Consider the following 10879-nt stretch of genomic DNA (forward strand, 5'->3'; position numbering starts at 1 on the left):
AATGGCGCAAACTCGACGGCCAAAATCGCCTGCCCGAGATCATCCAAGGGGTTGAGTTCCGCGACGGGCTCCGCCACGTTCAAGCCGCCGCCTGATCAGGCGTCACCAACTTTTGCCCATATCTCCCCGGGCATTCCGGATCGTCACAAAATATCTCGGATACAGAGATCAGGACATGGCTCCCGAGTCGCATCCGCTCACGGACCATGCGTTTGACACGCTGCACATGCCAGAGCATCGCGGCTCTGTCGCGCATTTCAGAGGCCAAGCTCACAGTTGGGTCGGGTTTGGCGCGTCGCCATAAACGGCGCGGCGATCGAACTTTCTCTCGCCTTCGGTGAATGTCAGCATCGAGCCGGCATTTTCATCTGTCGGGATCGCCCTGTAGAACCACGATCAATAGCCGAAATGGCAGGACGCGGCGTCGCCGCCAATCTCGACCCGCAGCCAGATCGCGTCCTGATCATCGTCGATCCGTGCCTCCGCCACGTTCTGAACACGGCCGGATGTGGCCCCCTTCCGCCACAGAGTCTGGCGCGACCTGCTGACGTAATGTGCCTCGCCGGTTTCAAGTGTCAGGCGAAGCGCGTCGGGGTTCATCCAGCCCAGCATCAGAACCTCGTGGCCTGTGGCATCGGAGGCGACGCAGGGGACTAATCCATCCTTGCCGAATTTCGGTGCAAGTTCATGACCCTCCTCGACCTGTTCGACCGAGCGGCGCTGGTGAAAAGGGATGGCAGGCATGGTTTGATCCTCTTGAAAAATATTATGATATAACGTAACTAATATGAATCGCCCGTCGGATCAAGGTCGGAGAGAAGGAACTGCTTCATGGAACGCGAAGATCACAGGGTGCCGGTCACCTTGCTGACGGGCTTTCTGGGGGCGGGCAAGACGACCCTACTGAATCACTTGATCCGTGACCCTGAGGCGGGACGCATCGCCGTGGTCATGAACGAACTCGGCGATGTCGGGCTGGATCACGACTTGATCGAAGAAGCGACCGAGGAAACGGTGTTGATGCAGTCAGGTTGCCTGTGTTGCACGATCCGCGGCGATCTGGCGCGCACGATGGCGTCTCTGATGGCACGCAAGACGCGCGGAGAACTGGCGTTTGGCCGCGTCGTTATCGAGACGACGGGAATCGCCGATCCCGGGCCGATCCTGCATACGATGGTGGTGGATGACCTGATCGCGCCCTGCTACCGGATGGATGGGGTCGTGACCCTTGCCGATGCCGCAACGGGACCGCGCACGCTCGACGAACAGTTCGAGGCGGTAAACCAGATCGCCATGGCCGACCTGATCGTCATCACCAAAGCCGATCTTGTCGCGCCGTACGAGCTTGAACGCTTCGAAAAGCGGGTGGCCGGCATCAATGCCACCGCAAGGCGCGTCAGAGCGGAACACGGACGGGTGCCGATCGGCACGCTCTTCGGCCGTTCCGCGATGCGCGCAAGCGTGACGACGGATGATATCCTGGAGTGGCTTGGCACGTCAAAGCCACAGGCCGATCCTCTCGCGGGGCTTTCGGGATTCGGGCAGACCAAGCCGGCACCCGCTGTGCTGCCGATGTCCGGCGCCGCGTCACCGGCTCATCACGACCATCGGATCGGCTCGGCCTCTATCGACGTGACAGAGCCGATCCCGGCTGAAGTGTTTGATTTCTGGCTCGATACACTGATCGCACTGAAAGGCCCCGATATTCTGCGTATCAAAGGGATCGTACATCTCGAAGGTCTGGAATGGCCTTTCGTCTTTCACGGGGTGCAGCACATTTTCGATGCACCCGTTCCGCTGAAATCCTTATCTGGCGGCAATACCACAAGCCGCGTTGTCGTGATCGCGCGCGATGTCGAAAAAAGCGATCTCAAAGCCAGCCTAGAGGCTCTTCGGATGAAACCGCAAGGCATCCGTGCAGAGGGCTTGATGGTTCACACCACAGAGAATCCCTTCTGAAAAATGCCGCGCTTCTTCAATTCCATGGGCCGAACGACCGCCGCCTTCGCGCCGTATGATGCAAGCCATGTGTGGATGTATGTCTGTGGCCCGACGGTCTACTCCTAGGCCCATATCGGGAATGCCCGTCCAGCGGCGATGTTCCACATTCCCGCCTTCCCGGCCTATGGACGCCTGTCCGGCGCTGACCCGCACGCATCTGGGCGAGGGGAGCGATATCCATGGAGGAGGAATCGACCTTCGCTTTCCCCACCACGAGAACGAGATCGCCCAAGGGACCGAGGCGCGGTTCTGGCTCCGCAACGGCCATGTCACCGCGTCTGGCGCCAAGATGTCGAAGGTGTTCGGCGATGTGCTGCGGGTGCGCGACCTGCTGGCCGAAATCCCGGGTGAGGCGGTCCGCTACGCGCTCCTGTCCGCGCGGTATCGGCAGCCGCTGGACTGGACGCCCGACACCCCGCGCCCTGCGCCGCGGCTGCCCCGGCGAGCGAGAGGCAGAGCGAGGTGGTGGTCAGCAAAATACGAGTCATCGGTTGGTGCTTTGAGGGATGTCATTGCGGGGGAGGGTTTGCGCGCGCGGCGCGTCGGGTCGAGGGAACCGGTCTAGCAACGGCTCGATGCACGGCTCGTGAAGGGCTGTCCCCTCAAGACCTGCGAACAAAACCTCATCACGCAGCGTCGACCGATAGTCATTGTCCGAAACTGTCATGTCGGCGGTGTCCTTGCCTGCTCAGCAATCCATGTTATTCCGAACTAAAAAATCAGATATAGCAATGTCCGAGTCAAAGAGTCGTACGCTCCCGTCGCCACCTGCCGCCTGCGGCAGGAGATACGGCATCCCGTCGCGCGGCAGAGTGCTGACCTTCAGATCGCAATCATAAATCGCCGAAAGCGTTTCGGAGGTGATCACCGTCGCGGGCGGGCCCTTTGCGGCGACGTGCCCCGATTGCATCATCACCACGCGGTCGGCGAACATCGCGGTCAGGTTCAGGTCGTGCATCACTGCGACCACCCCGCCGCCGCGCGCGGCGAAATCGCGGACAAGGCGCATGACGGCCAGTTGGTGGCCGATATCGAGGCTGGAGACCGGCTCGTCGAGGAACAGCCAGTTGGGGCCGTCGGGGCCTGTGGGCTCCCATATCTGGGCCAGCACGCGGGCGAGTTGTACGCGCTGCTGTTCGCCGCCCGAGAGATCCTGATAGAAGCGGCCCGCCATGTGGCGCAGCCCGACATGACCCAATGCGTGCAGCGGAAGGTCGGGGCGGTGGGCATGGCGCCCCGCGCCGTGGCCGATGCGCACCACCTCGATCACGGTGAAGGGAAAGGCGAGCCGCGCCGCCTGTGGCAGCACGCCCCGGCGTTCAGCGAGGGCCATGGCGTGGCGCGGATGCACCTGCAGGCCGTCCATGGTGATCGTGCCCTCAGCGGCGAATTCGCCAGTAAGGGCGCGCAGGAGGGTGGTCTTGCCCGAGCCGTTGGGGCCCGCGATCGCGGTGAGCTGGCCTGCGCGGGCCGAGAGGCTGACATTGTGCAGGATGGCGGTGCCGCCCAGGCGCAGCGAGACATGATCGGCGCGCAGCATCACAGGTCCACCACGCCGCGCCGCCGCAACAATATCCACAGAAAGACCGGCGCGCCGAGGACGGCGGTGACGATGCCGATGGGCAGTTCCGCCGGCGCGATGATCAGGCGGGCGATCATGTCGGCGGCGAGGAGCAGACTCGCTCCCAGAAGCGCGCTGTTGATCAGAAGCGGGCCGTGATCCGGCCCGGTGGCCAGCCGCAAGAGATGCGGCACGACGATGCCGACAAAGCCGATCTCGCCCGAGACCGCCACCGCCGCGCCGGTGGCGGCGGCGATGCAGAGGATGGCCAGCGTCTTGACCCGCTGCACGGGGATGCCGAGATGCAGCGCCGTCGCCTCGCCCAGGGCCAGCGCGTTGAGCCCGCGCCCGAGGAACGCCGCGCCAACGACCGCCACCGCGATGATCGGCGCGGCGCTGGCGAGCTTGGCCCAGGTTGCGCCCGCCAGCGAGCCGAGGCCCCAGAAGGTGAGGTCGCGCAGCTGCTGATCGTCGGCGGCATAAACCAGCAGCCCCGAGAGCGCCCTTGCCAGTGCCCCGAGCGCGATCCCCGCGAGCAGCATCGTGGCCACCGAGGTGCGCCCGCCGCGCGTGGCCATGCCGTAGAGCAGGAGCACCGTGGCCCAGCACCCGAGGAAGGCCGCCACCGGCACGGTATAGAGGCCGAGCATTGCCTGCACCGCCGGCGGCAGCAGCCCGCCCAGCACGATGGCGGTGATCGCGCCCAAGCCTGCGCCCGCGCTGACGCCGACGATGCCGGGATCGGCGAGCGGGTTGCGAAAGAGCCCCTGCATCACCGCGCCCGACACGGCGAGCGCGGCCCCGACCAGCGCGCCCATGGCGATGCGGGGCAGGCGCACCTCCCACAGGATGATGCGGCTGAGGGTGTCGTCCTGCGCGCTGCCGGTGATCAGGCCGAGGAGCGAGACGCCCGAGGCCCCGCTTTCAAGGCTGATCGCGCAGACCGCAATGAGCAGCAGCCCGAGCCAGAGATGCGCCTGCCGCGCCGTGGCGCGGCGGTCGCGGGGCTGCGTTTCGATCATCTCAGCTTGGGTCAGTGTCATCACCGGCCCCGGGCGTTGCATAGATGGCGCTGTGCAGGTCGCGCGCGGCCTGCGCGGTGCGCGGGCCGAAGCCCAGAAGGTAGAGCCCCTGCATGCGGATTACCGCGCCGGTCGTGGCGGCGGGGGTGGTGCGGATCGCGGGCATGGACAAGAGCACCTCGTCCTCGATGGCGTGATCGCCGCCGCGATCCATCATCAGGATCACGTCGGGGGCGGCACGGCTCACCGCCTCGTCGGTGATCTGCTTGTAGCCCTCGAATGCGTCCACGGCGTTGACCGCGCCCGCCATGTCGATGATGCCCGCGGCCTGCGTGCCGGTGCCAGCGGCGAGGATGCGCCCGCCCTGCAGGCTGAGGATGAACAGCACGCGCTTGGCATCGCCGGAGGCGATTTGCGCGGTCTTGCAGGCGGTCGCGTCGAGCGCGGCGCGGGTCTCGGCGATGAGGGTTTCGGCGCGGTCGGGCAGGCCGAGCGCATGGCCCACCACCTCGATCTTCTCAAGGATCCCGGGGCCGTCGATGGCCTCGGGCACGGTGGTGAAGGGAATTCCCGAGGCTTGCAGGACCTGAATCGTCTCGGGCGGCCCCGCGCCCTCGATGCCGAGGATATGGTCGGGGGCGACGGAGAGCACGCCCTCGGGGCTGAGCGCGCGGGCATAGCCCACATCGGGCAGGCCGGTCACCTCGGGCGGGTAGGTGGAGGTGGTGTCGCGCGCGACAAGCCGGTCGCCCGCGCCAAGCGCGTGGACGATCTCGGTCACCGATCCGCCGATGGAGAGCAGGCGGTCCTGTGACTGGCCAAAGGCGGGCAGGGCGCAGAGTGCCATTGCCTGCGCCAGAACGGTGCGGCGAGTAAGGCGCGCGCAGTGCATCACGCGTCCTCCACGGCGTCGGCACCGGGCAGGTCTGCCACCAGCGCGGCGAAGGCGGCGCGGTGATCTTCCGTCTCCTTTCGCAGACCGAAAACCTGCGCGATCAGCCCGCCGTCGGCGTCGAACGCCTCGACCGACACGGTCGGGCCCGCCCGGGTCTGTTTTTCGACAGCCCAGACCTCGGCGATATGATCGCGGCGCAGGTGCAGGTTGAACGCGGGGTCCATCACGTTCTGCCAAGGCCCCATCGGCTTGAGCCTGTGGATCGGGCCGGAATGGATCTGGATACAGCCACGGTTCCCGACAAAGATCATCACGGCAAGACCGCTGCCCGCCAGCGTGGCGAACATCTCGTCCACCGCCTCTGGCGTGAGCGCGCGCACGAAGGGCGCGCCCGCGATGCGGTAAGCCCCGAGGCGGTTCATCTTGAGTTTCGATGTCAGGCGCAGGAATTGATGCGTGTCGGTCATGCGCCGCCATTCGGCGCGGAGCATCTCGGCCTTGTCGGGACGGGCTTTCGCGGCTTCGACCGGCTGGCGCGGCGCGAGGTCTAGCGTGGGCGCCTGATCAGGCAGCGCGAGCGACCTTTGCAAGCCGTCCCACACGTCGTGGTGCGAGGTTTTGCCTAGAATGATCTTGTGCACCGCGTCACCGGCGGCATCGAAGACCTGCAGGCTGCGGCGGGGGCCGGTCTCGGCCTCGGTCTCGACCATGAAGGCGTGGCACCAATGGGTCGGGAAGATGCGCAGATCGATCGTCTCGGTCAGGATCATCGCGGCATGATCGCCGCTGTGATAATTGGCGTAGCACCCGATTTTTTCATGCACGCAGGAGGGGTTACGGGTGAGCGCCATCACCTCGCCGAGTTCTAGCGCGGCTGCCATCACCTGATCGGGATGCGCCTCGACGCGGGTCGCGCCCGCACCACAGGAGGCAGCGACAAGCTGGGCCTCGGAGATGCCGAGGCTGTCGGCCTGATCGCGGCTGCGCAGTTTCGGGGTCTCGGCCTGAAAGGCGCGGATTGCATCGGGGGTTATGGGGGCGGTCTGAGCCATGCCTACCTCTCGTCTGAGTCGATTGGATGGCTGCATCGCGCTGCTGCGGATGTGGCTGCGGAGCGCGGGGCTGATCCCGCGCTGTGAATGTTGAGTCTTTTACTCGATAATGCCTGTCTGACGCAAGAGAGCGGGCAAGATAAACTTGACTATAACACTACACTATTCTAACAGGCCGCATCGCCACCTAATCGCGCCGACTACCCGGCCAGGCAGCTACCGATCAAACGGTCATCTGCGGGAAGGGAAAGATATGGCGTTTTTCAATCATTGGCGAAACGGGGCGGGTGCGGGCCTTGGCTGCGTGCTGGCAGTGCAGGCCGGATTTGCGGCTGCGCAGGAGGGCGAGGCGGCAGCCGAGGACACGTTCCGCCTGCCAGATATCGTGATCTTCGGGGCCGCACGGGACGAGCGCGCGCTGCTCGATACGCCGAACGCGGCGAGCGTGGTGGGTGAAGAGGCGATCCGCCGCCGCCAGCCCTCGACCTATGCCGAGATGCTCGACGATGTGCCGGGTCTGAGCATCGAGGGCGGGCCGCGCGGTGTGAGCCAGGAAATCAATATCCGCGGCTTTCAGGACGAGCAGGTGGTGCTGCGTCTTGATGGCGGGCGGCAGAACTTCAACCTCGCGCATCGCGGGCGGTTCTTCACCGATCCGATGATCCTCAAGCAGGTGGAGGTGCTGCGCGGCGGGGCCTCGACGCTGTTCGGCTCGGGTGCGCTCGGTGGGGTGGTCTTTACCGACACCAAGGATGCGCGCGACGTGATCGAGCCGGGCAAGACCGTCGGCGGAGAGGTCAGCACGGGCTACAATTCCAATGGCAATGAGTGGAAATACGGGGCCACCGGCGCGGTGCAGGCCGGGGCCTTTGATGCGCTGATCTTCCTGTCGGGCCGTGACCGGGGCAGCGATATCGAGGATGGCAGCGGTGCCGATATCGTCGACAGCCAGATCGACAGCGAAAACTATTTGCTGAAATTCGGGGTCGAGCCGACAGATGGCCTGCGCTTCGAGACCAGCTATCAGCGCTACGAGGACGCGGGCGTCACCCCGCCCAACACCAACGCGCAGGGCACGCCCACCACCAGCGTCAACCGGGATCTCGCGCATGAGGCGTTTCGCGCGGGGATGGAGTGGACTCCGTCCGGCAATCCGCTGATCAACCTCAACGCCCTGTTCTACTACAACAATACCGAGGTGCGCGAGGACCGGATTTTCGACGGGCGGTTTGATACCACGGATTTCGAAACAGCGGGATTCGAGATCACCAATGTGTCGGAGTTCGACATGGGAGTGCCGGTGTCGCTGTCCTACGGGTTCGAGGTCTTCGAGGATACCCAGACCGGCACCCGCAACGGTGCGCCGCGCGCGCAGACGCCGGATGCGCAACAGCAGTTCTATGCCGCCTTCGCGCAGGCCGATTTCACAGTCGCCCCGGCGCTGACCCTGACGGCGGGCTTGCGCTATGATGTCATCGACACCGATCCCGAGGGCGGGTTTGCCAGCCGGTCGGACGAGGAGTTTTCGCCCAAGCTGGCGCTGTCCTGGAGGCCGAGCGAGCGCACGCAGGTCTTTGCCTCGGCGTCGCGGTCGTTCCGTGCGGCCTCGCTGACCGAGATGTTCCCGCAAGGGGTGCACTTCATCGCCGGACCGGGCTTTCCCCTTGGTGGTCCGGGATCGCCGTTCTTTACCGGCGTCAACGAATTCCTGCCCTCGCCCAACCTTGCGCCCGAGATCGCCGACCAGATCGAGATCGGTGTGCGGCACCGGATCGAGGGGCTGTTGCGGCAGGGCGACCGGCTCAATCTGTCGGGCAACATCTACTACGCCGAAGTGGATGATTTCATCGACACGGTGGTGACCTTCATCGACCCGGCGACCACCGGGTTCAACCCGATCACCGGGCGGCTGGAGGTGACTGGTTCCACCACCTCGCGCAATATCGACGCGCGGCTCTACGGGCTGGAACTGAGCGCCGATTACGATGCCGGGGCGTGGTTCGGGCGCGGGTCGCTGTCGGTGCCGCGCGGCGATGGGCGGAATGGGGCCGGCGAGCTGGGCTCGATCCCGCAGGACCGGCTGGTGCTGACCGGCGGGGTGCGCCCCGCGCCTGGTTGGGAGCTGGGCGCGCGCGCCACCTTCCTGCGCGAGCTGGATGCGAGCGACCTTCCCGCCGGAACGCAGCCGGTAGACGGGGCCGAGGTCTTCGATGTCTTCGCCAATTGGCAGCCACATCGCGGCATGCTCGAGGGCACCGTGATCAGTGCGGGCGTGGACAACGTGTTTGACGAGAACTACCGGGTGCATCCCAACGGGCTGAACAATCCCGGCGTCACCGCGAAATTCTCGATTTCCAGAAGATTTTGAGAAGGTGTGTGCTGTTGCTGCGGGTTTTGTGAGGCAGTGCGGTATTCTTGACTCTTTCGTTCAAGCAAAGATAAAAGCTGGGCAGAGTGGCCTTTGGTCGCATCGTTCACAAAGACCGTGCCAGCCCTGTGCCAGCCATGCGGTTCCTGTTTCCCGTGTTCCGGGGAGAAAGAGGATCATGCCATGATTGCGCAGCATTGTATCATTTCCAGTCTCGCGGCGGCCCTCGGTGGGGCCGCGCTCGCCCTCTCGACGCCGGTCTTTGCGCAAGAGACGGACGAGATCAGCCCCACCCTCGCGCTCACGCTCAACACGTTGTCCACCACCGAGGCGGGGGGCTGTCGGCTCACCTTCGTGATCCGCAACGATCTTGGGGCGGATATCGACGCACTGGTCGCCGAGGCGGTGCTGTTCGACACCGGGGGCCGCGTCGCCACGATGACGCTCTTCGATTTCGGCAGCCTTCCCGCTGGCCGCCCGCGCGTGCGGCAGTTCGACCTTGCCGGGCCGGGCTGTGACGGGATCGGCGGGGTTCTGGTCAACGGAATCGGCACCTGCGAAGGCAAGGGGCTGACGCCCGCCGCTTGTCTGGACGGGCTGCGCCTGTCGTCCGAGACGGATATCGAGGTGTCGGGATGACCGGCATGGGCGCGTTGATCGAGCGGCTGCGCGGCCTCGTCGAGATGGGCGGGCCGGTGATCGCGCTGATCGCCGCCGTCTCGGTGGCGACGCTGGCGGTCATCCTTTACAAGCTGTGGCAGTTCCGCGCCTCGGGCGTGGGCCGCCACCACGCGCTGCGCGGCGCGGTGGCGGAATGGGACCGGGGCGAAAACCAGGCCGCGTGCCGCACGCTGGAGGGCTCGCGCAGCTATCTCGCGCCGGTCATCGACCGCGCCTTTGCCGCCGACCCGCGCGACGGGACGGCCACGCGCCGGATCGAGGCCGAGGCCGAGGCGCGGTTTTCCCGGCTCGAACGCGGCTTCCGCTTTCTCGACACGGTGGCGCAAGTGGCGCCGCTTCTGGGCCTCTTCGGCACCGTTCTGGGTATGATCGAAGCGTTTCAGGCGTTGCAATCGGCCGGATCGCAGGTCGATCCCTCGTTGCTCGCGGGGGGCATCTGGGTGGCGCTGCTGACCACCGCTGCGGGGCTGGCGGTGGCGATGCCCGCCTCCGTGGTGCTGTCGTGGTTCGAATCGCGCATCGCCGAGGAACGCGCACTGGCCGATCACGCGCTGAGCGTGGTGCTGGGCCCCGACGGACAGGCGGCGACGCAGGCCGTGCCGCAGGGCCAGGCGGTGCCCTTGGGTGCGTAAAGCCGCTTTCCGGCGGCGCAAACTGTCGCTCACCTCGCTGATCGACGTGATCTTTCTGTTGCTGCTGTTCTTCATGCTGTCCTCGACCTTTTCGCAATTCTCTGAGGTGGACCTCGCCACGGCGGGGCAGGGGCACGCGCCGGCCTCGGACACACGCCCGATCTTCGTGCAACTGCGCGAAGACAGCCTGCGCGTGAACTCGCGCGAGGTGCCACCCGACGGGCTGGCCGAGGCGCTGGCCCCCCTGATCGACGGCGAGGCCCGCGCGCTGGTCAGCACCGGGGCCGAGGTCACGGCACAGCGTCTGACCGACCTGTTGCTCGCGTTGCGCGGCATTCCCGGCCTCTCGGTGCAGGTGCTGGTGCCGTCATGAGAGCCAATCGCATCCGCCGCGAGCCCACCATCGCGCTGATCAACATCGTCTTCCTGATGCTGATCTTCTTCATGGCCGCCGCCACGCTCGCCCCGCCGCTCGATGGCGCGCTAAAGCTGGTGCGCACCGCCGATCTGGAGGGGCGCGCGCCGACCGATGCGCTGGTGGTGCATGCGGATGGGCGGCTGACCTATCGCGGCGAGGCGGTGGCGGACGCGGCGGCCTACATCGCGGCCCTGCCCGAGGACGCGCGCGAAACGGTGCGCATCGTCCCCGATGCCGCGCTGCCCGCGC

At 65.9% G+C, this 10879-nt stretch carries 12 protein-coding genes; 7 read left to right on the forward strand and 5 right to left on the reverse strand.

What is annotated here, in order from left to right:
* Positions 1-396: 396 nt before the first annotated feature.
* On the reverse strand, positions 397-744 hold the full coding sequence (locus Q0X85_RS07275) for a phosphoribosyl-AMP cyclohydrolase (RefSeq protein ID WP_297770952.1): 348 nt from the start codon (positions 742-744) through the stop codon (positions 397-399).
* Between the two features lie 87 nt (positions 745-831).
* Between Q0X85_RS07275 and Q0X85_RS07280 the strand changes: the two genes are divergently transcribed.
* Together Q0X85_RS07280 and Q0X85_RS07285 are read left to right on the forward strand one after the other, a co-directional pair.
* Positions 832-1959, forward strand: a complete 1128-nt coding sequence (locus Q0X85_RS07280; RefSeq protein WP_297770953.1) for a GTP-binding protein — start codon at positions 832-834, stop codon at positions 1957-1959.
* 166 nt (positions 1960-2125) lie between these two features.
* Positions 2126-2566 (forward strand): hypothetical protein, encoded by a 441-nt coding sequence (locus Q0X85_RS07285; RefSeq protein ID WP_297770954.1) that lies wholly within the window; start codon positions 2126-2128, stop codon positions 2564-2566.
* 123 nt (positions 2567-2689) lie between these two features.
* Here the strand turns inward: Q0X85_RS07285 and Q0X85_RS07290 are convergent, their stop codons facing one another.
* From Q0X85_RS07290 to Q0X85_RS07305, 4 genes are read right to left on the reverse strand one after another with little or no spacing between them, the layout of a single operon-like run.
* On the reverse strand, positions 2690-3541 hold the full coding sequence (locus tag Q0X85_RS07290) for a heme ABC transporter ATP-binding protein (RefSeq protein ID WP_297770956.1): 852 nt from the start codon (positions 3539-3541) through the stop codon (positions 2690-2692).
* Positions 3541-4605 carry an iron ABC transporter permease gene (locus Q0X85_RS07295; protein WP_297770958.1) on the reverse strand — a complete coding sequence of 355 codons (1065 nt, stop codon included), beginning with the start codon at positions 4603-4605 and terminating at the stop codon, positions 3541-3543. Before Q0X85_RS07295 ends, Q0X85_RS07290 begins: the two co-directional genes overlap by 1 nt.
* Positions 4586-5476: an ABC transporter substrate-binding protein gene (locus Q0X85_RS07300; protein WP_297770959.1), complete on the reverse strand. Its 891-nt coding sequence runs from the start codon at positions 5474-5476 to the stop codon at positions 4586-4588. Before Q0X85_RS07300 ends, Q0X85_RS07295 begins: the two co-directional genes overlap by 20 nt.
* Positions 5476-6531 carry a ChuX/HutX family heme-like substrate-binding protein gene (locus Q0X85_RS07305; RefSeq protein ID WP_297770960.1) on the reverse strand — a complete coding sequence of 352 codons (1056 nt, stop codon included), beginning with the start codon at positions 6529-6531 and terminating at the stop codon, positions 5476-5478. Before Q0X85_RS07305 ends, Q0X85_RS07300 begins: the two co-directional genes overlap by 1 nt.
* A gap of 253 nt (positions 6532-6784) precedes the next feature.
* Here Q0X85_RS07305 and Q0X85_RS07310 point away from each other — a divergent pair, with 253 nt between their 5' ends.
* From Q0X85_RS07310 to Q0X85_RS07330, 5 genes are all read left to right on the forward strand, one after another.
* Positions 6785-8899 (forward strand): TonB-dependent hemoglobin/transferrin/lactoferrin family receptor, encoded by a 2115-nt coding sequence (locus Q0X85_RS07310; RefSeq protein WP_297770962.1) that lies wholly within the window; start codon positions 6785-6787, stop codon positions 8897-8899.
* A gap of 183 nt (positions 8900-9082) precedes the next feature.
* Positions 9083-9538 carry a hypothetical protein gene (locus Q0X85_RS07315; protein WP_297770964.1) on the forward strand — a complete coding sequence of 152 codons (456 nt, stop codon included), beginning with the start codon at positions 9083-9085 and terminating at the stop codon, positions 9536-9538.
* Entirely contained in the window at positions 9535-10212 is a 678-nt protein-coding gene (locus Q0X85_RS07320; RefSeq protein ID WP_297770966.1) for a MotA/TolQ/ExbB proton channel family protein, read from the forward strand. Before Q0X85_RS07315 ends, Q0X85_RS07320 begins: the two co-directional genes overlap by 4 nt.
* Positions 10205-10585, forward strand: coding sequence for a biopolymer transporter ExbD (locus Q0X85_RS07325; RefSeq protein WP_297770968.1), 381 nt, complete (start codon positions 10205-10207; stop codon positions 10583-10585). Before Q0X85_RS07320 ends, Q0X85_RS07325 begins: the two co-directional genes overlap by 8 nt.
* A partial coding sequence (locus tag Q0X85_RS07330) for a biopolymer transporter ExbD (RefSeq protein ID WP_297770972.1) occupies positions 10582-10879 on the forward strand: 298 nt, incomplete at its 3' end. The genes Q0X85_RS07325 and Q0X85_RS07330, both read left to right, overlap by 4 nt.

The sequence above is a fragment of the uncultured Roseovarius sp. genome (assembly GCF_947259555.1).
GTDB lineage: Bacteria > Pseudomonadota > Alphaproteobacteria > Rhodobacterales > Rhodobacteraceae > Roseovarius.